19 protein-coding genes, 4 tRNA genes and 1 pseudogene are annotated in these 24,822 nt (G+C 60.6%); 14 read left to right on the top strand and 10 right to left on the bottom strand.

All coding sequences use genetic code 11. The features are described from left to right. The first annotated feature begins 24 nt into the window (after positions 1 to 24). The 5 genes from ACFPU0_RS17860 to ACFPU0_RS17880 all read left to right on the top strand — a co-directional run bounded on the left by ACFPU0_RS17860 (position 25) and on the right by ACFPU0_RS17880 (position 2,116). On the top strand, positions 25 to 1,260 hold the full coding sequence (locus ACFPU0_RS17860) for an aspartate kinase (protein ID WP_377694601.1): 1,236 nt from the start codon (positions 25 to 27) through the stop codon (positions 1,258 to 1,260). A gap of 188 nt (positions 1,261 to 1,448) precedes the next feature. Continuing rightward, complete coding sequence (csrA, locus tag ACFPU0_RS17865; RefSeq protein WP_003283978.1) at positions 1,449 to 1,634, top strand: carbon storage regulator CsrA; 186 nt, start codon at positions 1,449 to 1,451, stop codon at positions 1,632 to 1,634. Between the two features lie 61 nt (positions 1,635 to 1,695). After that, a tRNA-Ser gene (locus ACFPU0_RS17870) sits at positions 1,696 to 1,786 on the top strand. Between the two features lie 105 nt (positions 1,787 to 1,891). Next, positions 1,892 to 1,968 (top strand) — tRNA-Arg (locus ACFPU0_RS17875). Positions 1,969 to 2,039: 71 nt separating this feature from the next. After that, a tRNA-Arg gene (locus ACFPU0_RS17880) sits at positions 2,040 to 2,116 on the top strand. A gap of 45 nt (positions 2,117 to 2,161) precedes the next feature. Here the strand turns inward: ACFPU0_RS17880 and ACFPU0_RS17885 are convergent. Continuing rightward, positions 2,162 to 2,665, bottom strand: coding sequence for a DUF4124 domain-containing protein (locus tag ACFPU0_RS17885; protein WP_377694602.1), 504 nt, complete (start codon positions 2,663 to 2,665; stop codon positions 2,162 to 2,164). Positions 2,666 to 2,981: 316 nt separating this feature from the next. Between ACFPU0_RS17885 and mgtE the strand changes: the two genes are divergently transcribed. Beyond that, positions 2,982 to 4,424, top strand: a complete 1,443-nt coding sequence (gene mgtE / locus ACFPU0_RS17890) for a magnesium transporter (protein WP_377694603.1) — start codon at positions 2,982 to 2,984, stop codon at positions 4,422 to 4,424. A gap of 139 nt (positions 4,425 to 4,563) precedes the next feature. Here mgtE and ACFPU0_RS17895 read toward each other — a convergent pair whose 3' ends face one another. Continuing rightward, positions 4,564 to 4,893, bottom strand: coding sequence for an Arc family DNA-binding protein (locus ACFPU0_RS17895; protein WP_377694604.1), 330 nt, complete (start codon positions 4,891 to 4,893; stop codon positions 4,564 to 4,566). Positions 4,894 to 5,397: 504 nt separating this feature from the next. On the opposite strand from ACFPU0_RS17895, the gene phnN reads away from it, so the two are divergent. After that, positions 5,398 to 5,982 carry a phosphonate metabolism protein/1,5-bisphosphokinase (PRPP-forming) PhnN gene (gene phnN / locus ACFPU0_RS17900; protein ID WP_377694606.1) on the top strand — a complete coding sequence of 195 codons (585 nt, stop codon included), beginning with the start codon at positions 5,398 to 5,400 and terminating at the stop codon, positions 5,980 to 5,982. A gap of 3 nt (positions 5,983 to 5,985) precedes the next feature. Here the strand turns inward: phnN and ACFPU0_RS17905 are convergent, their stop codons facing one another. Then, positions 5,986 to 6,453, bottom strand: a complete 468-nt coding sequence (locus ACFPU0_RS17905; protein ID WP_377694607.1) for an Lrp/AsnC family transcriptional regulator — start codon at positions 6,451 to 6,453, stop codon at positions 5,986 to 5,988. Positions 6,454 to 6,654: 201 nt separating this feature from the next. Between ACFPU0_RS17905 and ACFPU0_RS17910 the strand changes: the two genes are divergently transcribed. From ACFPU0_RS17910 to ACFPU0_RS17930, 5 genes are all read left to right on the top strand, one after another. Continuing rightward, entirely contained in the window at positions 6,655 to 10,122 is a 3,468-nt protein-coding gene (locus ACFPU0_RS17910) for an indolepyruvate ferredoxin oxidoreductase family protein (protein ID WP_377694608.1), read from the top strand. A gap of 112 nt (positions 10,123 to 10,234) precedes the next feature. After that, complete coding sequence (locus ACFPU0_RS17915) at positions 10,235 to 11,287, top strand: Leu/Phe/Val dehydrogenase (protein ID WP_377694609.1); 1,053 nt, start codon at positions 10,235 to 10,237, stop codon at positions 11,285 to 11,287. Between the two features lie 108 nt (positions 11,288 to 11,395). After that, positions 11,396 to 11,472 (top strand) — tRNA-Arg (locus ACFPU0_RS17920). Positions 11,473 to 11,746: 274 nt separating this feature from the next. Further along, positions 11,747 to 12,157, top strand: coding sequence for a hypothetical protein (locus ACFPU0_RS17925; protein WP_377694610.1), 411 nt, complete (start codon positions 11,747 to 11,749; stop codon positions 12,155 to 12,157). Next, complete coding sequence (locus ACFPU0_RS17930; RefSeq protein WP_377694611.1) at positions 12,150 to 12,794, top strand: BRCT domain-containing protein; 645 nt, start codon at positions 12,150 to 12,152, stop codon at positions 12,792 to 12,794. Before ACFPU0_RS17925 ends, ACFPU0_RS17930 begins: the two co-directional genes overlap by 8 nt. Before the next feature lie 169 nt (positions 12,795 to 12,963). Here the strand turns inward: ACFPU0_RS17930 and ACFPU0_RS17935 are convergent, their stop codons facing one another. The 4 genes from ACFPU0_RS17935 to ACFPU0_RS17950 all read right to left on the bottom strand — a co-directional run bounded on the left by ACFPU0_RS17935 (position 12,964) and on the right by ACFPU0_RS17950 (position 17,288). Then, positions 12,964 to 13,164 (bottom strand): helix-turn-helix domain-containing protein, encoded by a 201-nt coding sequence (locus tag ACFPU0_RS17935; RefSeq protein WP_377694612.1) that lies wholly within the window; start codon positions 13,162 to 13,164, stop codon positions 12,964 to 12,966. A gap of 91 nt (positions 13,165 to 13,255) precedes the next feature. Continuing rightward, positions 13,256 to 15,988 (bottom strand): hypothetical protein, encoded by a 2,733-nt coding sequence (locus ACFPU0_RS17940; protein ID WP_377694613.1) that lies wholly within the window; start codon positions 15,986 to 15,988, stop codon positions 13,256 to 13,258. Between the two features lie 554 nt (positions 15,989 to 16,542). Continuing rightward, complete coding sequence (locus tag ACFPU0_RS17945) at positions 16,543 to 16,989, bottom strand: hypothetical protein (protein ID WP_377694614.1); 447 nt, start codon at positions 16,987 to 16,989, stop codon at positions 16,543 to 16,545. Positions 16,990 to 17,117: 128 nt separating this feature from the next. Next, positions 17,118 to 17,288: a hypothetical protein gene (locus ACFPU0_RS17950; protein ID WP_377694615.1), complete on the bottom strand. Its 171-nt coding sequence runs from the start codon at positions 17,286 to 17,288 to the stop codon at positions 17,118 to 17,120. A 1,013-nt stretch (positions 17,289 to 18,301) separates the two neighbouring features. Here ACFPU0_RS17950 and ACFPU0_RS17955 point away from each other — a divergent pair. Together ACFPU0_RS17955 and ACFPU0_RS17960 are read left to right on the top strand one after the other, a co-directional pair. Further along, on the top strand, positions 18,302 to 18,889 hold the full coding sequence (locus tag ACFPU0_RS17955) for a recombinase family protein (RefSeq protein ID WP_377694616.1): 588 nt from the start codon (positions 18,302 to 18,304) through the stop codon (positions 18,887 to 18,889). Between the two features lie 1,492 nt (positions 18,890 to 20,381). Continuing rightward, positions 20,382 to 20,624, top strand: a pseudogene (locus tag ACFPU0_RS17960) (IS30 family transposase); the annotation flags it as partial. A gap of 213 nt (positions 20,625 to 20,837) precedes the next feature. Here ACFPU0_RS17960 and ACFPU0_RS17965 read toward each other — a convergent pair. The 3 genes from ACFPU0_RS17965 to ACFPU0_RS17975 all read right to left on the bottom strand — a co-directional run bounded on the left by ACFPU0_RS17965 (position 20,838) and on the right by ACFPU0_RS17975 (position 24,732). After that, positions 20,838 to 21,290 (bottom strand): hypothetical protein, encoded by a 453-nt coding sequence (locus ACFPU0_RS17965; protein WP_377694618.1) that lies wholly within the window; start codon positions 21,288 to 21,290, stop codon positions 20,838 to 20,840. A 1,168-nt stretch (positions 21,291 to 22,458) separates the two neighbouring features. Continuing rightward, a complete protein-coding gene (locus ACFPU0_RS17970) occupies positions 22,459 to 23,250 on the bottom strand; it encodes an SDR family NAD(P)-dependent oxidoreductase (RefSeq protein WP_377694619.1) in 792 nt (263 codons plus the stop codon). A 63-nt stretch (positions 23,251 to 23,313) separates the two neighbouring features. Continuing rightward, positions 23,314 to 24,732, bottom strand: coding sequence for an aldehyde dehydrogenase family protein (locus ACFPU0_RS17975; protein WP_377694620.1), 1,419 nt, complete (start codon positions 24,730 to 24,732; stop codon positions 23,314 to 23,316). Positions 24,733 to 24,822 lie beyond the last annotated feature (90 nt).

Raw genomic sequence — 24,822 nt, forward strand, 5'->3', positions numbered from 1 at the left:
TCACGGGATTAGGCGGCTTTTGAAATGGCTTTGATCGTACAGAAGTTTGGGGGGACCTCGGTCGGCACTGTCGAGCGCATCGAGCAGGTGGCCGAGAAGGTGAAGAAGTTCCGCGAAGGCGGTGATGACATCGTGGTCGTGGTTTCCGCCATGAGCGGCGAGACCAACCGCCTGATCGATCTGGCCAAGCAGATCAGCGAGCAGCCGGTACCGCGCGAACTGGACGTGATGGTATCCACCGGCGAGCAGGTGACCATCGCCCTGCTGGCCATGGCGCTGATCAAGCGTGGCGTGCCGGCGGTTTCCTACACCGGCAACCAGGTGCGCATCCTCACCGACAGTGCCCACAACAAGGCGCGCATCCTGCAGATCGACGACCAGAAGATCCGCGCCGACCTCAAGGCTGGCCGCGTCGTGGTGGTTGCCGGCTTCCAGGGGGTGGATGAGCACGGCAATATCACCACCCTCGGCCGTGGCGGCTCCGACACCACCGGCGTGGCCCTGGCGGCGGCGCTGAAGGCCGACGAGTGCCAGATCTACACCGATGTAGATGGCGTCTACACCACCGACCCGCGCGTGGTACCCCAGGCCCAGCGCCTGGACAAGATCACCTTCGAAGAGATGCTGGAAATGGCCAGCCTCGGCTCCAAGGTGCTGCAGATCCGCTCGGTGGAGTTCGCCGGCAAATACAATGTCCCGCTGCGCGTGCTGCACAGCTTCCAGGAGGGTCCGGGCACCCTCATTACCCTTGATGAAGAGGAATCCATGGAACAGCCGATCATCTCCGGCATCGCCTTCAACCGCGACGAAGCCAAGCTGACCATCCGTGGCGTGCCGGACATCCCCGGCGTGGCCTTCAAGATCCTGGGCCCGATCAGTGCCGCCAATATCGAAGTGGACATGATCGTGCAGAACGTGGCGCACGATAACACCACCGACTTCACCTTCACCGTGCACCGCAACGACTACCAGAACGCCCAGCGCGTGCTGGAGCAGACCGCCCGGGAAATCGGCGCCCGCGAAGTGATCGGCGACACCAAGATCGCCAAGGTGTCCATCGTCGGTGTCGGCATGCGTTCCCATGCTGGCGTCGCCAGCCGCATGTTCGAAGCCCTGGCCAAGGAAACCATCAACATCCAGATGATCTCCACCTCGGAAATCAAGGTTTCCGTGGTTATCGAAGAGAAGTACCTCGAGCTCGCGGTACGTGCCCTGCACACCGCTTTCGAGCTGGACGCCCCGACCCGACAGGGCGAGTAAGGCAGTTCACGAAAGGCGCGGCTCACCCCGCGCCTTTTGTCGTTTTTTTGGCCGCTTCGGTGGAACTTTCCTTTTGCCGGGGCTGGTCAATACTTGGGTGTAAGCTCCAGCGGCGATTCCGTGCCGGGGCCGTAACCATTTCTTTTTTGCAGACTGTTGTCCCGAAACGAATCCGTAAGGAGAAAGGAATGCTGATTCTGACTCGCCGGGTCGGAGAGACCCTGATGGTGGGTGACGATGTCACTGTGACCGTGTTAGGCGTGAAAGGTAATCAGGTGCGCATAGGCGTCAACGCCCCGAAGGAGGTAGCTGTGCACCGTGAGGAAATCTACCAGCGCATCCAGAAAGAGAAAGACCAGGAACCAAGCCACTAATTTTTCTGCATTTTTTGCTTTGCAAACGGGGAAAACATGGATATCATGCGCCCCGTGTTGCGGAGAGGTGGCCGAGTGGCCGAAGGCGCTCCCCTGCTAAGGGAGTACACCTCAAAAGGGTGTCGGGGGTTCGAATCCCCCCTTCTCCGCCATATTTAGTGTTATGGGGCGGTTCAGCGATAGATCGATAAGTTACTGAAAATTATCGAAAAGTAGTTGACTGGAACGAGAAAGACCCTATAATGCGCGCCCACAACGCACTCATAGCTCAGCTGGATAGAGTACCCGGCTACGAACCGGGCGGTCGGAGGTTCGAATCCTCCTGAGTGCGCCATATTCAAGATGTCCGATTAGCATCGGAATCATGAAGAAACCAGTGGTGATCTGGTCTAAAAACACCAACACGCACTCGTAGCTCAGCTGGATAGAGTACCCGGCTACGAACCGGGCGGTCAGAGGTTCGAATCCTCTCGAGTGCGCCATACCGAAAGGGCCTGCAGAAATGCAGGCCCTTTTTCTTTGTGCCTTCAACGGCCGGCCTTCACGCAGCCTTCCTCGTCGAACGTCACCTGGTGGCTGGCGCCCCTCTTCGGCTTGTAGTGATAGCTGACACGACCGTTGCGGCTACTGATGCGATCCGGCTTTCCCAATGCGCTCTCCACGTCCGTGCGGGTCATGCCACTGCGAATCTGTTTGCGGATGATGGCCTGGCGGCGCTCCTGTCGGGAAATCAGGCCGCCGCACACGACATCTCGCTCGCCTGTTACGACAACTTCCCTGGGAAGTTCAGGACTTCCCTTGCTCGAAATCGGAATGTGCTCGGTGCTTGTTTCCCGGCGAATCGGCTCGCTGTCGAGAAGGTTCGGAGTCCGCGTGCGTTGTTCTTCCATCCGGCTGCCCGGCGGGCAGCCATGCTGGTTGAAGCTGAGGTTGCCGTCTTCATCGCTGCAGCGAAACACCTGCGCCGCGTACGGCGGGGGTTCGGGCCAGCAGGGCAGGGTAGCGAGGAGGATGATCGAGAGTCGTTTCACGGTGCCGTCTCCTTGGCATGGGCTCTCGAGCGTATCCGGGCCTCCCGGCTTCGCGCGGGTGTCCTACAGTCTGTTGGAGGCGTCGCAGCAGGGTGTAAGGAATCTCAGCTTTGCGATGCAAGCGATTGTTCTTTCCATGATTTTGTAACGCGCGGGCCAGTCGGCGGTGGTATCATTGCGCGGTCAGCCCCGCCGGGGCATTCGGACAACCATCATGGACTTACCCAGTAGTTACTCAGAATCCCGATTGCACAATCGCGAAATGACTGTCTGACCCCTTCTGGCGTGCTCTGCCACTGGGGGTGGAGCGCGCTATATGACTGAAGTAGAAGCCAAAAAGCCGCAAGAGAGCCTGCAGGACCGTCTGGCCCAGGTGATCGACCTGCTGCATCGCCACAAGGTGGTGGAAGACCTGACCCACCGCCAGGAAGGCCAGCACCGCGACCTCGTTGAAAACCTCGTCCACCGGCAGAATCTCGCCGAGCTGCAGCGCAAGCTGGACGAGCTGCACCCTGCCGACATCGCCCATATCCTGGAAGCCTTGCCGCTGGACGATCGCCTGACCGTCTGGCAGCTGGTCAAGGCCGAGCGCGACGGCGACATCCTCCTCGAAGTGTCCGATGCCGTCCGTGAATCGCTGATCGCCGACATGGACGATCACGAGCTGCTCGCCGCCGCCAAGGAAATGGACGCTGACGAGCTGGCCGATCTCGCGCCCGAGCTGCCGCGAGATGTGATCCACGAACTGATGGAATCCCTCGATGCGCAGCAGCGCGAGCGCGTTCGCTCGGTGCTGTCCTACGAGGAGGATCAGGTCGGCGCGCTGATGGACTTCGAGATGGTCACCATCCGCGACGATGTGGCCCTGGAAGTGGTGCTCCGTTACCTGCGCCGCCTCAAGGAGCTGCCCGGCCATACCGACAAGCTCTTCGTGGTGGATTACGACGGCATCCTCAAGGGCGTGCTGCCGATCAAGCGCCTGTTGGTGAACGACCCGGACAAGACGGTGGCCGAAGTCATGGCCACCGACCCGGTGAGCTTCCATCCTGACGAAGATGCCTACGACGCGGCCCAGGCCTTCGAACGTTACGACCTGGTCTCCGCTCCGGTAGTGGACAAGAACGGCAAGCTGATCGGCCGTCTGACCATCGATGAGATGGTCGACCTGATCCGCGAGGAGAGCGAGAGCGAAGTCCTCAGCATGGCCGGTCTGCGCGAAGAGGAGGACATCTTCGCCTCGGTCTGGAAGTCAGTGGGCAACCGCTGGGCCTGGCTGGCGGTCAATCTGGTCACCGCCTTCATCGCCTCACGGGTCATCGGCCTGTTCGAGGGTTCCATCGAGAAGCTGGTGGCCCTGGCTGCGCTGATGCCCATAGTCGCCGGTATCGGCGGCAATTCCGGCAACCAGACCATCACCATGATCGTCCGCGCCATGGCGCTGGACCAGGTGGGCACCGGCAATACTTCGCGCCTGGTGCGCAAGGAGCTCGGGGTCGCCCTGATCAATGGCCTGATCTGGGGTGGGGTGATCGGCCTGGTGGCCTACTACCTCTACGGCAGCTGGTCCCTGGGTGCGGTGATGACCGGCGCCATGACGCTCAACCTCCTGCTGGCGGCGCTGATGGGCGTGCTGATCCCCATGACCCTGGTGCGCATGGGGCGCGACCCGGCCATGGGGGCCAGCGTGATGATCACCGCCATGACCGACAGTGGCGGTTTCTTCATCTTCCTGGGCTTGGCCACGCTGTTCCTGCTCTGATGGCTCAGTCGAAGAAGCCGCCCCTGGGGCGGCTTTTTCATTTGTGGGGCGAGCAGGCTTGAGCTGCCGTGGCGAAACCCGGCGCGCAACCATGAAAAAACCGGCAATTGCCGGCTTCTTCATTCGATGCGGGTTGGCCTCAGGACTCTTCGACCGCTGCCAGTTCCGCGTCGTGGGCGATCAGTGCGACCAGGGCATTCTGCTGGCGCCGGGACAGCTGGCGGAAGCGTTGCAGCAGTTCGCGTTCGTGCAGGGTCAGCTCCGGGCTGTCCAGGCGCATGGAAACACCTTCATCCAGCGCGCCTTCCTGGAGCATGCTCTGCTCGAGGCGGGCGATGATTTCGGAGTTCATGCTGCGGTGGTGGTTGCGGGCCACGACAGCAATGCGCTCGCGCATGCCCTCGGGGAGACGTACGACGAATTTGTCAGCCGTGCGACTGGAATAAATAGCCTGTTTCATAGGGCGCATACATTCATTCAACCGGTTAGTTCAGGAAAGCGATGCTGGCGATGAGCTGCAAGATTGTCACCGGTTTGACTGTCCTTGGCAGCAATTGTTCAACCAGCTTCGCGATTCGAATCGGTATGACCCTGAGGTCAACTAAACGTTTCCTTGACGTCAATTTGGTGTCAGATTGTGATTGGAATGGCGGCTTTTTGCCAGCTCCAATTGTCCGAGTCACGATTGGTTGATCACTTCGATTGTTCCCAATTCGCTGTAGGACGACCTCTCTGCACCGGGCATTCGATCTGGTCCTGTAACCTCGGATGCCTTTGCTGCCCTGCTGGTCGATCACGGCAAAATGATGCCTTCTCGCCATCATCCTTAAGGGTAGCCGCTGTTGTCTGACCACGCCGCGTGCGAAAGAGTCCTTTGATCCTGCATAAAACGGGTCCAGAATTTTCACTTTGCAATCTCGTTCTCACTTCGGGCACGCTCCAGGGGCTGGACCTCCTCCTTGCAGGTGTACAGATGACAGGCAGGCTGATCTATCTCATAGGACCTTCCGGCTCCGGCAAGGACAGCGTGCTCGATGCCGCGCGCATGACTCTGGCGGGGCAAGGCTGCCGCGTCGCCCGCCGGGTCATTACCCGTTCCGCCGAAGCCCGCGGTGAGTCGGCCGAAGCCGTCAGTTCCGAAGAGTTCGCACGGCGCGAAGCCCAAGGGGAGTTCGCCATGAGCTGGTACGCCAATGGCCTGTCCTACGGCATCCCCGCAGTGATCGACGACTGGTTGGCTGCGGGCGACGACGTGCTGGTGAACGGCTCGCGCGGCTACCTGCCGGAAGCCCGGCGGCGTTATCCGCATCTGCTCGCCGTCCTGCTGACGGTGGAGGACGAGACGCTGCGCCAGCGCCTGCATGCACGCGGTCGCGAGTCGGCGGAGGAGATCGAAGCCCGCCTGGCGCGCAACGCCGGCTTCGCCGATACCCTGTTGGCCGGCGAGAATCCCGATCTCTGCCTGCTGGACAACTCCGGCTCCCTGGCCCAGACCTGCCAGCGCCTGCTGCAGCTCATCGAGGACCATCGCCCGGCCGCCTTGCCGGACTCCGCCTGAGCCTCAGTCCAGCGGCAATTCCGTGGTGCGCTTGACCTCGCTCATGGCGATGTTCGAGTGCGCCTCCAGCACGTGGGGGCGTTGCAGCAGCTGGTCGCGCAGAAAGCGCTCGTAGCTGGCGATGTCCCGCGCCACCACCTTCAACAGGTAATCCGAGCCGCCGGCCATGGTGTAGCACTCCTGCACTTCCGGATACCCGACTATGGCTTCCTCGAACTCGGTGAGGTTGTTGCGGCCGTGGGCGGACAGCTTGATGTTGACGAACACGGTGATCGAAAAACCCAGCAGCCTGGGGTTGAGCAAGGCCACCTTGCGCTCGATCAGGCCTTCTTCCTGCATGCGGTGGATGCGCCGCCAGCAGGGCGATTGCGACAGTTCCACCTTCTCTGCCACCTCGGCGGCGGAGAGGTCGGCGTCGTGTTGCAGCAGGCGCAGGATCTTGCGGTCGATGGGGCTGAGTGGGTTCTGCATGAATCAGTCCGAAATCTTGTTGTTGTTGGAAGAGTCATGCGCAAGTCTGGCTTCGAAGCTCGAAAATAGAAAGAAAAAATCAGCACCGATCAGTCATCTTCTTGGCCATGCGTCCGAGGCAGAGATCCTGCCTGGGACTGAATCGAAGATGGCATCCACCGTTGCCATCGAGGTCGCCATAAAAACAAAAGGAGCGCCCGCATGTCTCTGGCCGAGATCCGCCTGGATGACAAATACCGCCTCGAAACCGGTCATCTCTACCTCACCGGCACCCAGGCACTCACCCGCCTGCCGATGCTGCAGAAGCAAAGGGACAAGGCCCACGGCCTGAATACCGCCTGCTTCATCTCCGGCTACCGGGGTTCGCCGCTCGGCAACCTCGACAAGAGCCTGTGGGAAGCCAAGTCCTTCCTCAAGGAAAACCACATCCACTTCCAGCCGGGCGTCAACGAAGAACTGGCCGCCACGGCCGTCTGGGGCAGCCAGCAGACCAGCCTGTTCCCCGGCGCCCGCTACGACGGCGTGTACGCCATGTGGTACGGCAAGGGCCCGGGTGTGGATCGCTGCGGCGACGTCTTCAAGCACGGCAACTCGGCCGGCGTATCGCCCCATGGCGGCGTCCTGGTGCTGGCAGGCGACGACCATGGCTGCAAGTCCTCGACCATCGCCCACCAGAGCGAGCATGCCTTCATCGCCGCCTCCATGCCGGTGCTGAACCCGGCCAACGTCCAGGAAATCCTCGACTACGGCATCATCGGCTGGGAACTGTCCCGCTACAGCGGTTGCTGGGTGGCGCTGAAGACCATCGCCGAGAACGTCGACTCCTCCGCCGTGGTGGAAGTCGACCCGCTGCGGGTCGAGGTGAAGATCCCGGAAGATTTCGTCCTGCCGGAAGACGGGGTGCACATCCGCTGGCCGGACCCGCCCCTGGCGCAGGAACAGCGCCTGAACATGTACAAGATCTACGCCGCCCGCGCCTTCGCCCGCGCCAACAACCTCAACCAGGTGACGCTGGATTCCCCCAACCCGCGCCTGGGCATCATCACCACCGGCAAGTCCTACCTCGACGTGCGCCAGGCCCTGAACGACCTGGGCCTGGACGAAGAGCTCTGCGCCAAGGTGGGCCTGCGGGTGCTCAAGGTGGGCATGAGCTGGCCGCTGGAACCCGTCTCCGTCCACGAATTCGCCGAAGGCCTGGATGAAATCCTGGTGGTGGAGGAGAAGCGCAGCATTCTTGAGGACCAGCTCACCGGCCAGCTCTACAACTGGCCTGTGGACAAGCGTCCGCGCGTAGTGGGCGAGTTCGACGAAGAGGGCAACTCCCTGCTGCCCAACCTCAGCGAACTGACCCCGGCCATGATCGCCCGGGTCATCGCCAAGCGCCTGGCGCCCATCTATTCCAGCGAGCAGATCGAATCCCGCCTGGCCTTCCTCGCCGCCAAGGAAAAAGCCCTGGCCGCGCCCAAGCACAAGACCCAGCGCACCCCGCACTTCTGCTCCGGCTGCCCCCACAACAGCTCCACCAAGGTGCCGGAAGGCAGCCGCGCCCAGGGCGGCATCGGCTGCCACTACATGACCCAGTGGATGGATCGCAACACCGACACCTTCACCCAGATGGGCGGGGAGGGCGTCACCTGGATCGGCCAGGCGCCTTTCACCGATACCCCGCACGTCTTCCAGAACCTGGGTGACGGCACCTACTTCCACAGCGGCCATCTGGCCCTGCGCGCGGCGGTGGCCTCCGGGGTCAACATCACCTACAAGATCCTCTACAACGACGCCGTAGCGATGACCGGCGGCCAGCCCATCGACGGCGAGCTGCGCGTCGACCAGCTCAGCCAGCAGGTATTCGCCGAAGGCGTCAGGCGCATTGCCCTGGTCTCCGACGAGCCGGAGAAGTACCCGACCCGCGACACCTTCGCGCCCATCGTCACCTTCCACCACCGCCGCGAACTGGACGCCGTGCAGCGCGAGCTGCGGGAGTTCAAGGGTGTGTCGGTGATCATCTATGACCAGACCTGCGCCACCGAGAAGCGCCGTCGCCGCAAGCGCGGCAAGTTGGTCGACCCGGCCAAGCGCGCCTTCATCAACCCGGCCGTCTGCGAGGGCTGCGGCGATTGCGGCGTGAAGTCCAACTGCCTGTCGGTGCTGCCCCTGGAAACCGAAATGGGCCGCAAGCGGCAGATCGACCAGAGCGCCTGCAACAAGGACTTCTCCTGCGTCGAAGGTTTCTGCCCGAGCTTCGTCACCGTGCACGGCGGCAGCCTGCGCAAGCCCGAAGCGGCGGGCGCCAAGGCGCTCTTCGTGGCCCTGCCGGAGCCGCGCCTGCCGAGCCTGGACCGTCCCTGGAACATCCTCCTGCCTGGCGTTGGCGGCAGCGGCGTGACCACCGTCGGCGCGCTGCTGGGCATGGCCGCGCACCTTGAAGGCAAGGGTTGCACCGTGCTCGACCAGGCTGGCCTGGCGCAGAAGTTCGGCCCGGTGGTCACCCACATCCGCATTGCTGCAAAACAGGACGACATCTACGCCGTGCGCATCGCCGCTGGCGAGACCGACCTGCTGCTGGGTTGCGACCTGGTGGTGGCGGCCGGCGAAGAGGCCTTGGCCAAGCTCAACGACCGCATCGCCCACGCTGTGGTCAACAGCCATGAGGCCGCCACCGCCGAGTTCACCCGCAACCCCGATGCCCAGGTGCCGGGCGCCGCCATGCGCGAAGCCCTGGTGGAAGCGGTGGGCGAAGCCAAGACCCATTTCGTCGACGCCACCCGCCTGGCCACCCGCCTGCTGGGTGACAGCATCGCCACCAACCTGTTCATGCTCGGTTACGCCTATCAGAAGGGGCTGGTACCCATCTCCGCCGAGGCCATCGACAAGGCCATCGAACTGAACGGCGTATCGGTCGCCCTCAACCAGCAGGCCTTCCTCTGGGGACGCCGTGCCGCCCACGACCTGGCGGCTGTGGAAAAGCTGGCCCGTCCGGCAGATATGGAAGCGCCGCGCTCGGAGAACCTGGAAGAGATCGTCCAGCACCGCGCCGACCACCTGCGCGCCTACCAGGACGCCGCCTACGCCGAGCGCTACCGCGCCCTGGTGGAGCGCGTGCGCCAGGCCGACAGCGGCGAGGACAAGGCCCTGACCCGCGCGGTCGCCCGCTACTATGCCAAGCTGCTGGCCTACAAGGACGAGTACGAAGTGGCGCGCCTCTACAGCGATGGCACCTTCCGCAAGCAGTTGGAGGCCCAGTTCCAGGGCGATTACCACCTGGAATTCCACCTGGCTCCGTCCTGGCTGGCCAAGCCCGATCCGGTCACCGGCGAGCCGCGCAAGCGCCGCTTCGGGCCCTGGATGCTCAAGGCCTTCGGCGTGCTGGCCGGCTTCAAGTTCCTCCGTGGCACCGCTTTCGACCCCTTCGGCTACAGCGAGGAGCGCAAGCTCGAGCGCGAGCTGATCGGCGAATACGAAGCGACCGTCGCGCTGCTCATCAAGGAGCTGAAACCGAGCAACTACGCCGCGGCCGTCGCCCTGGCCGAGCTGCCGGAGCAGATCCGTGGCTACGGTCCGGTCAAGGAGCGTGCCCTGGCCAAGGTCCGCGAGCAGGAGAAGCAGCTCCGCGCCCGCCTCACGGCCAACGAGATCCAGGTGCTGCACCTGTTCGACCCGGCCGCCTGATAAAGCCCCTCTCCCTCCGGGAGAGGGGTTGGGGTGAGGGATGCGTCGGTTCGACGTCTGCCTCACCCATCCCCTTACCCCTCGTACCTGACAACAATTCAGAGGAACCTCCATGTCCGTCTTCACCCATGTCGAGTTCGATCAGCACGAGCAGGTGGTCTTCGGCCACGACAAGGCCAGCGGCCTCAAGGCCATCATCGCCATCCACAACAGCAACCTCGGCCCGGCCCTGGGTGGCTGCCGGATGTGGTCCTACCTGAACGACGAGCAGGCCCTGCGCGACGTGCTGCGCCTGTCCCGTGGCATGACCTACAAGTCCGCCCTGGCCAACCTGCCGCTGGGCGGCGGCAAGGCGGTGATCATCGGCGATCCGCACCGCGACAAGAGCGAAGCGCTGTTCCAGGCCATGGGCGACTTCGTCGACAGCCTGGGCGGCCGCTATATCACCGCCGCCGATTCCGGCACCGGCGTCGCCGAGATGCGCATCATGGCCGAGCGCAGCCGTCACGTGGCCGGTGCCGGCACCCGCGAAGCCCTGGGCGGCGGCGTGCGCGACGGCAACCCGTCGCCCTCCACCGCCTACGGCACCTTCGTCGGCATCCGCGTGGCGGTGAAGCACCGCCTCGGCCGCGATGACCTGGCCGGCCTGCGCGTGGCCATCCAGGGCGTCGGCCAGGTGGGCTTCAGCCTGGCCCAGTACCTGAAAGCGGCCGGTGCACAACTGTGGGTCTGCGACATTCACGAAGCCAACGCCCGCCGTGCTGCCGAGCAACTGGGGGCCCAGGTGGTTGGGCAGAATGACATCTACGGCCTCGATGTGGACGTCTTCGCCCCCTGCGCCATGGGCGGCATCGTCAATCCGCAGACCCTCGAAGCCCTGCGCGCGCCCATCATCGCCGGCGCCGCCAACAACCAGCTGGCCGACGCCGGCCTGGCCGAAGAACTGCGCCGCCGCGGCACCCTCTACGCGCCGGACTACGCCATCAACGCCGGCGGCATCATCGACGTCTGGTACGAGCGCAGCGGCGGTAGCGAAGCCGCCCTCAAGCAGCATGTCGAGGGCATTGGCGAAACCCTGCGGGAGATTTTCGTCCGCGCCGACAGCGAAGGCCGCACCACCACTGCGGTGGCGGATCGCCTCGCCGAAGAGCGCTTCGGTCGCTGATCGCAAGGCCTCGCGGGACAGCTGTCTCGCGAGGCATGACAAATTGCGCGGACGTCGCTAACATGCCGCCCGTCCCCCAGGCGTCGCCAACTCCGGCGGGCCTGCCGCGTCCCAGTAGCTCAATTGGATAGAGCATCCCCCTCCTAAGGGGAAGGTTGGTGGTTCGAACCCACTCTGGGACGCCATATACGTCGCGGCATCCAGCTACTCGCAGCCAACTGAGCCGATTCCCATGGGTGCATAGTGGGTGCAAATGGAACTGCTGTGTCACTGCACCAGCCAGGCTGGTCTGCTTGCCCGCCTTGTAATTTCCCCCATCCATCACCTTCTGATGTTCTAGTCTTCATTTCCGCAGTGCAGCTCAAAATTTTGACCAGCACGTTCAGCCTGGTGCAGCTGTAGCTCGATGGCTTCGCGTGACGGCAGAATTCCCAAAATGCATGGACAGCGGAGATCACCATGGTAGGCACCTCCCTCATTCGTCATCCTTCTTCGGCACCTGACCGTACAAAGCAGAGCTGGGCAGAAACCTGGCAAGGGCCCGACCGTGGTCTGATCAAGTGCTGGGAAACCGGCCGCGTTCTAGCCGCCCAGGATCCTGACCTGGCAGCTCGCTGCAATGCCGGAGAACTGCCGCCCCTGCATTGGAAAGGCGGTGTTGCGCGCCAACTGAAGAAGAAGGAAAAGTTCGGCGCGCTCTCCTATCTGGCCCAATGGCAGGGCTTGCGGGGCCAAGATCTGGAAATCGACCTAGAAGCTGAAGTCACCCTTACATGCTCCTCTACAGGCATGGTCGTGACGTTCACGCCTGACGTTACAAAGCTGGCCGAGCAACAGAACAGCGCAGACGAAGGAGAGAGCAATGGCTGACCTGCATGAGGAGTTCCAGAATAGTCGTTTCTTCCATGAAGCCCGCATCGACCGACGCTCCGCCGATGCCTTGGTTGGTCTTGCCGCTGGCATCACCGCAGACGGACGGATTAACCAGCAAGAGGCTGAGTTTCTGGAGAACTGGATCGCGAGCAATCTTGCACACCTAGACGATCCAGTAATCAACCTTCTCTACCGCCGCCTTTCCGACATGCTCGCTGACGGCGTGCTTGATGCAGAGGAAGCAGCCGAACTGCTGACCACCCTGCGCAACTTCGCCGGCTTGAGCACTGCCCGGCCTCGCGCAAGCGACAATGCCTACACCCCACCCACTGATCTACCACTCTGCAGGCCGGCTCCGGAACTAAAGTGGAACGGTCGTCTGTTCGTGTTTACCGGCGTTATGGCCTACGGTCCGCGCAAGGACTGCGAAGCGCTGGTTATCGATCGCGGCGGCCAGATAGGCGCGGGCGTCAGCAAGAAGATCCACTACCTGGTGGTTGGCGCCATTGGCAATGAACAGTGGTTGCACAGCACCTACGGCACCAAGATCAAGAAAGCCGTTGAACTTCGTGACGCCGGAGCGCCTCTTGCGATCGTGAGTGAGGAACACTGGCAGAAGGCGGTTTTTGGCTGAGTCTGTTCTTCAGGGGACACGGTGTCCGGTCGTCCCAAAGGAGCATGGCTTCGAATGACTCAGCCTCGCGGTGGGAGAGCAATAAGGTGCGTAACGCAGGTGACTGCCCTTCACCAAAGGTGGGTTGGTGAAGGGTAGTCGATCAGTTTGCCTTGGATAGCGTAACCGTCTACCGGGCGTTTTCTTTTGCGAGGCGGTTCAGCCAGGCCTCCAATTCCTTCACGAGAATGAGACGCCGTTTGCCTGATTTGAACGAAATAAGTTCCCCCTTGGAAATGGCTTCATAGGTCGCAGAGCGCGTGTGGCCAGAGTAATGAGTGCTTTCCTCAACGCTCACGGCGATAGGGGTAATGGGATTCGTTTTATTCATTCTTTTCTCCTTACACACCTACGATGAACTGGTAATTGATACAAGGGACTGGTCTTGGTTGGAGTGGGTTATTACAGGGCTAGTTGGCGACTCATACAGCACTCCCGCAGCCCAGCATGCTGATGTCCACCCCCTTTCCCTTCAGCATCTTCAGCGACAGGAAGAGCATTTCCCGCCCGTCGGCCATACCGGCATACGGCTCGCACTTCTCAAAGTAGGGTTCCTCCTGGATCAGTTTCAGGAATTGCTTGCCGTTGTCGATCACCGGCGCGCGGCGCTCTTCCTGCGCGCAGTAGCGGGTGTAGGCAGCGTGGGCCAGGACCGGGTCGAGGATCAGGTGCTGCTCAGTGATCGTGTACTGCAGGCCTTCGTGCAGATAAACCTGGCCATTCTTCGCCTCGTCGGCGGCGCGGGAGATCGCCACAAGCACCGCGATCTTCTCCATCACGAGGTCGATCTCGCTCTGCACGTAGGCGGTGCCGGCACCGCTGGAGCGCTCAGTGACGATCTGGATGATTGGTTCGAGCTCAGCGAGGGCCTCGAGCAATTGCTGCTGCACGCAGACCTCGCGCAGCTTCCACAGCCCCACCAAGACGACCTGCAGCGAGTAGCGCGGGCGGTCATCCATATCCTCCGGGAGCAACTTGGACGCCTCGCCCATCAGGTTCTCCACCTCGGCAAGGGAGGTGGTCAGCGCGCTCGTCATGAGCGTCTTACCCAGGCGCCGCAGCTGTTGGCGGTTCTTCTTCGCGAAATTGAAATAGTCACGGCGTGGGCCACGCTTGACCTTGGTCAAGTGGACACGAATGCTGCGCTCCTGAATTGCCGGCACCTCGATCTCCTGTTCGGAGATCACGATGCACGGCGCCGACGCCGGGATGGCCACCGCCTCGGCGCCGAAGCGGCTCAGGCTGCGCGAGTTCGGCCGCCCTTTCAGCGTTGCTTCGCCGTTCCAGGTTGCCTTGATCCGTTCCCCCACGTCCTTGTAGGCCGAGCTGGTCATCTTCGAGCGGTTGTATTCCTCGACAATGCGCGGCACGGTAGTGGTCCCGGCGAGGTAGTCGAGCATGCCGTAGTGCGAGGTCGACGGGGCGCTGACGCCGTTGTCGAGCTGCATGTAGTCAGTGCCGTTCAACCAGGTGATCAGGCCCGCCGTCATCGACTTGCCGGAGCCGGCACTGCCCCACAGGGAGAGCACGGGGAACTGGCTGAACAGGTGCATCAGGTGGGTGCGGAAGTGGCAGGCCACGGACCAGCCGACCATCATCCCGACTTCGTAAGGCCTGTTGATCTTGAGCAGGTTGGTGAGCGCAGCGTCGATCTCCAAATCCGCTTTCTCTGCCATGGTGCAGTGGGCGAAGTACGGACGCGCCTGTAGGGTGCCGAGGTATTGGTGTGTGCCGCGCATCTTGACCGAATTCACGCTCATGTCCGGCTCGACATAGGTGAATACCGGGATGTTGTCGATGAAATCAAGGTGAACCCCGCAGGCGTACACTTGGTAAATCTCTCCCACAGTCTGATCCTCCTGGTGAACAGCCAGCATGATCCGCTGTACGTCCGTGTCGGTTCCTTGGAAGCTCACGCCGAGACCGCTGAGTTCGCGGCAGAAGGCACTGCGACTGAGGAAAGAGTCTTCCTTGAGCAGCACCGAGCCCAGCTCGACGCCGCCCTTCATCACCGCCATGCGGGTAGCCACGCGGCGCGGACTGGTGCCATCCTGTGGCACGTCAATAAACACGTCATGCGGCTGGAGGGTGAAGTTGGTGATACGCCGCTTGGTGTCGCCGACCTTCACGTAGTAGCCGTCGGCCAATACCTCGGCCCTCAAGCTAAGATCGTTGTCGTCCGTGTTGCTGCTCCCTGCGGCGATCGGACAACCCTCGCACGGGCGCTTGCTCAGCAGGGTGCGGATGGGATTGCAGCCAAAGCTGAAGCTAGGGGTGTGCCCGACGTAGCGCACCTGCGCTTCGATGTGGTCGCGGCGCGCCTTGGCGGTGCTGTACGTGCTCGACTTGCCGTTGCTGGCCAGCCGCGAGGCCAGGCTGTCGGCGACGGTCTGCGGCACCTCGGCGCGCACCAGATAGGTGGCGAGCTGGGTGGCCTGCTGGTTGAAGCTGGCGTCGCCTTTGATGTCCTTGTTGTCGCAGAGCATCTGGATGCAGGCCGGCACCGGCTCGCGGATCTTCTCCATGTCCGACGAGCTGGCGATGATCACCACCTTGGGCTTGGTGTTGACGCGCTTCTTGGCCTCTTCAAACCTGGCCTTCAGCTCATGCGCCACCAGCCCCTGCGGGTCGTCGAACTCGATGTTGCGCGGGCCTTTCACCCACTCGCGGTAGGTCGCCTCGTCCAGGGTCTCCAGCTCGTCGGCGGTCACCGGCACGCGGTAGTTGCCATCGGCGCGCTGCAGGTTGGCGATGCGGAAGCTGTTGCCCCGGCCGCCACTGTACACCGCGTAGTCGAGGCCGAGGACGAACAGCTCGCGGGCCATCTCCTTGTAGATTTCCGGCAGGCGCAGCATGAACCGGCTGCCGGTGAACAGGCTTTCCGGGACCAGCACATGCAGGCCCTTGGAACCGGACAGGTAGACCTGGATCACTGACTTCGGCACGCCCATGGTGACGAGCTTGCCGACCAGTTCCTGGCCGCTGCGGATGGCCTGCGGCAGGTCGTCCTTGCAGTCGATGTCGACGTAGAACGGCCCCCGGTAACCCAGCTTGTCGCGGTTGCGCGGCACGTCCGGGTCGGTGCCGTCGGCGACCATCTGGTTCAGCGCCAGGATGGTCAGTTTCTTTGCCCCTGCGGCCTTGGCCAGTGCCACCGGGTCCTGGTCGCTGTTGCTGTGCAGAGGCGTCCACGCATCATGCTCGTAGCGCTGGAAATAGTGGTACGACATATTATATTCCTCTCGGGTTAATAAATTTGACGTCGCCGGTATATAACTCCGGCAGAAAGTGGTCTGGTTTATGCCTGTCGGTCGCAGATCGAAAAACAATTGGCGAGCCAGCCGAATACGGCGTTATCCAAGTGGTCAGCGAAATTTGTGAGATAAAATGGGGGCGCGAAGAAGTATTTGGGCATGACGGATGGAATATGCCAGGCCTTCTTCGGCAGTGTTTTAATTTAATTGCTGGGAGTGATTGTTATTTATATTTATAGATCGCCCAGATAGTCCCTATGAGTGAAGTGTGTGTAGTTGAGAGGGTTGGGGCAGAAGCCGCCAATGAGTTGAGGATGATACTTGATCTCCGCTCTTGCTTTATGGGGCGGTTATTTTTCTCAGTCTTCGGTTTGATAATTAATAAGCTTCTGGATTGTTTTTTATAATTGCTAAGCAGGTCCGGGACTTTCTGAATTTTCAGGTTGCGTGAGGTTTCATGGGGTGCCACGTTGCGTGGCTTCCTTAGCCATGTGTTCAGCCAAAGTTTGAAATGGCTGAATAGTTCGCATCTTCTGGTCAGTACAGCGCTGCAAGACAAGAGGGCGTTTGTGCTTGGGGTAGCGCTGGCCCTGCTCGTCAAACGTAGGGCGGAAAATGCGGCAGTCAGACTCGTTCAGTCCACGCTTTTCGAAAACCTTGCGGAGGTTGCTGGTGGAGGGGCGATTGGGCAGATCCACCATCAGTAGATCCCCCAGAGCCAGCTGGTTGTAGCTCAAGGCCAAGGCGTCGTAGAGAACGGTGGATTGGCGGAACTGGGGGCCCCGGGTACTGGCCTCGATCGTCAAATGGTCGTGACTGAGCGTGCCAGTCTTGATGACCTTGAAGGTAGCATCGTCAGTATTCCATTCAGGTTTTTTTACAGATTCGTCCTTGCTATCCATGCATCTAGCTCCATTCGGTTATGACTACGTGCATCTACTGCGTGATTCAAGTATGAGACGACTTTTCCGAATGCGTTGGCAGAGGACATGGATTTATCTCGTTTTCCGGGGGAATGTTGCTTTGTTTTTTAAGCAAAAGTGCCGGAGCCAAATAGCCCGAAAGCCTTGTTCTTGAGCGCTTTGATGCGATTTCTTACGCCCGTTTGAAATTTTTTTTTTTGCGCAGTTCCGGAAAAGTAGGCTATGGGTATCTGCTTGATGCGTTTGTTCACGCCCCCCCCCGAGACGCTGGTATGCATGGTGGAACTCCCCATCACCAGCTGCTGATCTCAAAGCCCCTGACTGTCGAGACCAGGCGACGCTTGCGAGCGTCTTGAAGGTGTGTCAAGGCAGGCTGGCCAGGGCAGATGGGTAGCCGTTGGTATTAACCTTCGAGCGAGATTCGTGAGCGCTGGGTTCAGCGCGACACCAGATCCAGCCAGTCGGCCCATTCGGTCACTCACCCACCACGCAGTTACTCGACGTGGCGTACTGCAAATGGAGCAGTGCACGCTGGTCAGATGGGTTGGGCGTAATGTTGCGGTGAAGTGCGCCCGAGATCTGTCGAATCCCAGGATTTGTCCCAATTGACTCCCCGAGAGTGGCAGGCAAACCGCGCTGACCTCGTCCAGCAGTGCGACGGTTGCTTCAATTCATTGCATACCCTCAACAGCCGACTAAGCGGCTTAGGAAACTTTCGGCCATTTTCTTGGGCGTAGTTTCTCGCAGGCACGTTATTTGACAAGGTTAAGCTTTAGAAAAACGTAGAGGGCCTGGGGTAAGGTGTTAGTTGGGTCGGTTTGATTTTTCGGAAATGTATAACTTGGGGTCTAAGTTGTGTAGTGGGTGATGTCTCAAGATGGATTGGCTATTTTCAGTGTTTTTGTACAGTGTACCGATGGTTTTTTTAGAATAGAAAATATGGTGAGAAGCTCTGTCTTGAGTGGTGAGGGCTTTTGTTTTTTAAAAAAGTGTGGGCGGGGTGGTCGATTATTGTATGAGTATTATTGGTGGCTTCCTGCGGATATTTCAAAATAATCTTGCTGATTTAGTGATTGGCGTGGTGTGTTGTTATATATATGTATGTGGACTTGTATGTATTTATTTGTCTTGGGTTTCCATTAATCAAAGCCGGGAGGTTTCAGGCGGTTTCCCAAAAGGGCTGGCTCATGTGAATGCAGGGAAGTCCCGGCCTAAACCTCCCATATAAGTAGGGTTTTCTTTTTGAGAGGTAGGCTATCACAGCATCTAAAGCGTATATGGGAGAAGAACGATGGATATTGGTTATGCCCGCACCTCAACCATTGAGCAAGAGGCTGGCTTTGAGGCCCAGCTGCGTGAACTGGAGCGGTGCGGTTGTGAAAAGATATTCAAGGAGCAGGTGTCATCCGTTGCTCATCGTGCCCAGTTAGATGCGGCGATTGAGTTTTCCCGCGAGGGGGACACCTTCGTTGTCACCAAGCTTGACCGGTTGGCCCGCTCGATCGGGGACTTGCTCCAGATCCTGCGCCGACTGGAGCTAAAGATGGTTGAGGTGCGGATCCTCAATCTGGGCCTGGATACCAGCACACCCACCGGCAAGCTGATTTTGACCGTATTGGGCGGGGTGGCCGAGTGGGAGAGAACCATGATGCTCGAGCGGCAGCGCGAGGGGATTGCCAAAGCGAAGAAGGCCGGCAAGTACAAGGGGCGCAAGCCCATCCACGAGGACAAGCGAGCCGCCATACTGCGCCTGGCTGGCGAAGGTATGCCCAAAGCCAGGATTGCCCAGCAGGTAGGCGTTGGCCAAGCCACCGTTTACCGTGCGCTGGCATCCAGTCGGGAGGCCGGCGCCAGCGCTTACCCAGGGGGCAATTTATGACGGCAGAGGAGCGATTGCGCAGGCTTCAAAGGACCAAGAAGGCAGAGGCCGAAGGTAAGCACAAAGGCCGCGTCATTGATGCCGACCTGCACGCCTGGATCAAGCTGTGCTTGGAAGGAGGCATGTTGATCAGGAATGCAGCCACTGTTTACCAATGCCCCAAGGCCTCGGTGCAGAAGAGGGTGCAGGCACTCCTTGTCCTTGAGCGTGAACTATGAACGCGACAAAACCCTCACCGAAAACTAGGTCTGAACTCGTCCCGGATCTCCCCGCTCGGTAGCCCAACGCTTTCAAAAGAGCGTCCAGCGAAGCAGGTGGCGAGGCTACAGCTTCACGCTCCACCTTGTTAGGAGATTCTGCCTGGGGATTCATGGGACTACCCTTCCTGTGCCAGCCGGCAAAGGTCGGCGAGCCATCGTGAGGTTCAGCAGGGTGACGGCATCCCCAACGCGCAGCATGCTCAACACAACTGAGGAAGCGCACCTTCATGTAGCTGAACTGGCGTTTGCTCAGCGTCAGGGCGCGACGCGATCTGCCTGGTCACTCATGCCCCGCCCGCTGGATGCGCTTTTCGCCCCCCGGTAACCCGCAGCGGTATTGACCACGTTCGCTCGCCGTGCGGCAGCCAGTCGAGCTGCCTGACATCAGCTCCGTTGGCTAGCGTGCAGACGACGTTGCGCCCCTGGGGCGCTTAACGTCCAGGTGCTTGCCTGAACCTGACGCGTGAAGTCCTGTGCGGGCGGCCGTAAGGAGCCGGCAGGGAGGGGGACGGTGGCTCCCGTAGGGTGGAGTATTGTCCTTCTACCTTTCCTTATTCTTTATTATATATATTTTATATTTAATAAATATTTATATTATTAGAGGAGGGGGTCTGGAAAAAAGGCAAGGTGCCTAGGTGAAAATTACCTCATCGGACGACCCTCAGAAATTAAGTCGCTAAGTCATCATGCTTGACATAGGGACTTGTTGGCTGGGTAGCTCGCTTGGGTTGGTGTTTTGGTTGTTTTGGATTTTTTCAATAAAATCAATGCCTTGTGATTTTCATCTGGCTACTGTGTTTTGTGGAAGAAATCGTCATTACCGCTACGCGCTCTACGGATTTGGGTGAAAATTGAAATTGCAAGAAAATACTCGTTAAAGTAGTTAAGAAATGGTGAGTACGAAAGCGTAGAACTTAGAAACTCAATTCTTGGTCAAAAAATAGCTAAGCGAAGATTGTTGCCTCATTTTCCGCGCAACAGCCAACTTTGCGGTTCGGGCTGAGGAACTACGCTCGACGCAGCCGCCTGTTGTTGCACCTGCACATCGGTCCGGTGAACACCATCACCGTCCGGCGTGAACTGGACATCAATGCCCGCTGCCCGCTATCGGCTGCTTTCGGCTGTGGATTCAACCGATGGATGCAACACACTAGATCCTGGGTAGCCAGGAGGAGTGTTGCAGATGCAGCAAAGACCCCCGGATCCATTGCACCGAAAGCCAGAGGGCACTGATGCGGGATCGTTGGAAGCAAGGTGACTCGCTCCAGTAGATCGCGCCGCTATTCGATCGGAACCATTCCTCGCTCCAACGCATACTGGCGTAAACCGGCGGGATACGCCTGGCGACCCGGAGGTGCTCCCTGTTGGCGTTGACGCTGGCCGAGCGTGAGGAGATATCGCGAGCACTCGCTGCCGGGGGAGGCGTCCACATAAGGATTTCCCGAACTGAAAGGACCACGGGCAGGCCTTCCCGAGCAGAAGGCTGGCTGGACTTTTCCTGGAATTCATCTGGGCTAACCACTGGAACGCCAATGAGGCTGGCTCAGTAGTGGCTTCGACCAACCATAACGCGTGGCCTTGAGTCGAGGCCCACCTTCTGCGTCCCATGTTCGGAGCCACAAACCGAATGCACAGACTCTGTGGATGGGGCCTTCTCGTGTCCTGGCGCATGAGGCCTTGTCAGCGCGCTATCGAATATCGCCACAGAAAATATCGTAGTCACCGTCTGCGGGCGCCGTGCGAAGTACGATGGAGTAGTCGCCCGAGCGAAGTGTCGAGAGCGGCACGGGAGCGGACCTTGACAACCGCCAGACATCACCTTGGACGAGGCGGTAGGTGGTTATGGTCCTGTTCAGCTCATAGCTGGGTGAGGCGCCCGGACTCGCACAGGTGCCAGGGTAGATGAAGGTGTAAAGGTGGACGGGTCTTGTCACGTAGAAAGGCACGCCACCGACCCTTAACGAAATGTCCGTTTCATCCCCCCGGGACGCGAGCGTTGCCCAAGCGATTTCCCCGGCATTCCTCGGTGTGGCGTTCAATTTGACTGAGACGATCTCTTTCTTTGCATCGCTGGCCGAGCTTGCGCACCCGCACAGGCCGACAGCGGCCATGATCAATGCCAGACATTTTGCTGCGTTCATCGCTGCCCTCCTGCTGTGAGAAGCGCGTTGCAATGGTCACATTTTCACTATAGGTGCCGGCCTGACGGTGGGTGCTCCAGCCCTGCCAAGTGGTCACGGTTGAGATGTTCTGGAAATGAGGGAGCGATTTCAGCAGGTACCGCGGAGTTTGATCAGAGCTTCCATAACTGCTGTGCTTAGCAGTCGTGGTAACCAAGGAAATAGGCTTAGAGAAGCAGGCGAGACGGATCCACTGAACGGGCCGCGTCGCTACCGGTACGAAGTGAGGTACGCACGGTTTGCGCACTTCGGCAGGGCGTACCTGATGAGGTCGGATCTAGTCCTCGGTATTGGTTTGCTCGCTGACTAGAGTTCACTGGCCAGAGCGAGGAAGGCGACAATCTGAATCGTCTTTGAACTTGAGCAGGGTTGCATCGTCACCGTTACTTCGCTCCTCTCCGATTGTTTCTACAGGAATCCGCACGTGAGGCAGTTAACAGGGAAAACAGCTGCGCGCCCCCAAACACCAGAGTTGTATCTGGCAAGAGGCACGACCTACGAGCGGCGAGTCCGCGCATGGTTGCTTCGCTATGCAAACCTGGAATCCCCTGGGTACGCCATTGTCTGGACAGAGCGATTGTCTATCACCTGCCACACTTCCTGCACGGCACTCCTTTTGTTGCCATGGGGCAGAAGTGAGGTTCGTTTAACGGCAGACAATTTGTGCGAGTGGAGCTAGATCCTGCATCTGAAACTCCCTGACGTCTCGGAGGAACTGCTCCAACTAATCATGGTGACGCTAGTGCCCTGCGGTGGGACTAACTTCACCTCGGCGTTCGTGAAAAGCTCGATGCGCTCTTCGTTATCGCACAGGGTGAAGAAGCTACGTCCGCCCCACGGCAATCGTACTAGGCAAGAGACCTGGGAAATCAACTGGCGAAGCTCCGCCTTGCTGGCACCAGTCTGACTGGGTTTGCGGCTGTCGCCATGCCCCCAAAGGTCCGGTGCAATGATGTGCCAGTCGGCGGAGAGTCCGCGGCGACCCAATCCCAGTTGCGGCAGTGGTCGAACCCTCCATGCACCAGCAGCGGTGCATGGAGGGCTCGCCTCATTCGACGTATTAAAGTTTCAGGCGCTGCGACTCGAAGAATCTCGAAACTGGCAAATGGCTGGTCATGGAGCTCCATTTTCAGCGCGGATACTGGGCGTCGTCTACGCGCAGGCAGATGCCGGTGACGAACTCGGAGGCTGGCGATACCAAGTAAAGCAGGGTGCTGTCCAATTGCTCCGGCAGGCCCGCACGTTTGCGCGGCAAGCGCTCGACCATGCGTTCGCGAAAGCGCGCTAGGTGCTCTTCGGTCATCTCGGTTTCGAACAGGCCAGGCGCAATGGCGTTCACGTTGATGCCGTGCTTTGCCCACTCCAGCGACAGGGCTTCGCTCATGCGGATAACCGCGGCCTTCAACGAGCAATAGAACGCCGCCCCCATACCGCTGCTGTAGTGCAGGGCACCGACCGAGGCGATGTTGACGATTCGTCCCGGGCGGCCGGAGTCGATCAGTTGCCGGGCCACCTCGGTGGCGAGAATGTAGGGTGCGCGCAGATTGGTGGCGAAGAGTTCATCCATCTCCTCCAACTGCGTATCCAGCGCTGCACCAGTCCGCCCGATACCCGCGTTGTTGACCAGGATGTCGATGGTGCCGTGGGTTCGGGTCATCTCTTGGATGCACGCCGGCAGTGCAGCGGCGTCACGTAGGTCAAGGCATTCGACCAGGGCCTGACCGCCGGCTGCGGTGATTTCCTCGGCCACCTGCACCAGGCGCTCACGGCGTCGACCGCAGAGGATCACGCGAGCACCGGTCATGGCCAGCACGATGGCGAAGCGCCGGCCCAGGCCGCTGCCCGCGCCGGTTACGAGGGCAAGTTGGTCGGACAGATCCACGCGCGGTGGCACGCCCGCATTCAAGGATGCGTCGTTCATGGAGTTTTTCCGTTCAGGGTTGGCGGCCGCGATCCCGGCGGGTCGCGGCCGCATGGAGAGGGGTCAGGCGGACTTGGGGACGAAGATGGATTTCGGCTGGGTGAACTCCATCAGCCCGGCGACGCCGTTCTCCACACCGATGCCGGATTGCTTGTGGCCACCCAGCGGCACCAGGGGCGAGGACTCCAGGTTCTGGTTGATCCACACGGTGCCGGTTTCCAGGCGTTTGGCGATCTCCAGGGCCTTGGCCACGTCCTTGCTCCACACCGCACCGGCCAGGCCATAGTCGCTGGCGTTGGCGCGGGCGATCACCTCGTCGATGTCACTGAAGCGCAGTAGCGGCAGGATCGGGCCGAAGGCCTCCTCGGCGACCACGCGGGAGTCCTCCGGCGGGTTGTCCACCAGGGTCAGCGGCATGAAGTAGCCCCGCTCTGGCACTGCGGCGCCTTCCAGCAGGACCAGACCGGCGTCGCGGGCTTCGTTGCGCAGCTGCAGCACGCGGCGGTACTGCGGCAGGTTCTGGATCGGGCCGAACAGCATGCCAGGCTGCATACCGTCACCGATGGGCAGGGTTTGCGCCAACTGGTGCAGCTTGTCGCGCAGGCGTTCGTAGATGCTGTCGTGGATGTACAGGCGTTTGCAGGCGACGCAGACCTGGCCGCTGTTGAAGAAGGCACCCATGAACAGCTTCAGCGCCACTTCGTCGACGTCCACGTCCGGCAGCACGATGGCGGCGTCATTGCCGCCCAACTCCAGGGTGATGCGTTTCAGATCCTTGGCGGCGGATTCCATGATGCGCTTGCCGGTGGCGGTGGAGCCGGTGAAGGAGATCTTGGCGAAGCCCTTGTGACTGGTCATCAGGGGGCCGAGGTGGTCACCGCCACTGATGATGTTGAGCACTCCGGCGGGGAAGATGTCACGGGTCAGCTCGCCCAGGCGCAGGGTGGTCAGCGGGGTGAAGGGCGAGGGCTTTAGCACCATCGTGTTGCCGGTGGCGAGGGCGTGGGAGATCTTCCAGGCGGCCAGCAGGATCGGGAAGTTCCACGGCACCAGGGCGCAGACCACACCCAGCGGCTCGTGGTGTACCTCTACGCGGCGAGCGTCGGTTTCCTCGACCACTTCCACCGGCAGTTCCAATTGGGCGATGCCGCGAATCCAGAAGGACGCGCCGAGAATTTCCTCCTTGGCCATGGCCAGCGGGCGACCGTGCTCAAGGGTGAACAGCTCGGCCAGCTCGTCGGCATGCTCGACCATGCGCTGGGCGAACTGCTGGAGCAGTTGGCGGCGCTGTTGATGGGGGGTGGCCTTCCACGCCGGGAAGGCCTTGCGGGCGCAGGCCACGGCCTGATCCAGCTCGGCCTGGCCGGCATCGGGAGCGTGGCCGATGACCTCGGCGGTAGCCGGGTTGAACACTTCCAGCAGGCGTTCGGTGTTGACGGGTTCTGCGCCTATGGTCATCTGCGCGGCAAGGGCGAAAGGCATGGTGACTCCTTCTAGGGCTCTTGTTGTTGTGGGTCCACCGGGGTCTTAGCGATCCGGCGGGCGGGGAAGTCGCGTTATTTAACTACGGTA

This window comes from Pseudomonas sp. GCM10022186 (assembly GCF_042656385.1).
GTDB lineage: Bacteria > Pseudomonadota > Gammaproteobacteria > Pseudomonadales > Pseudomonadaceae > Metapseudomonas.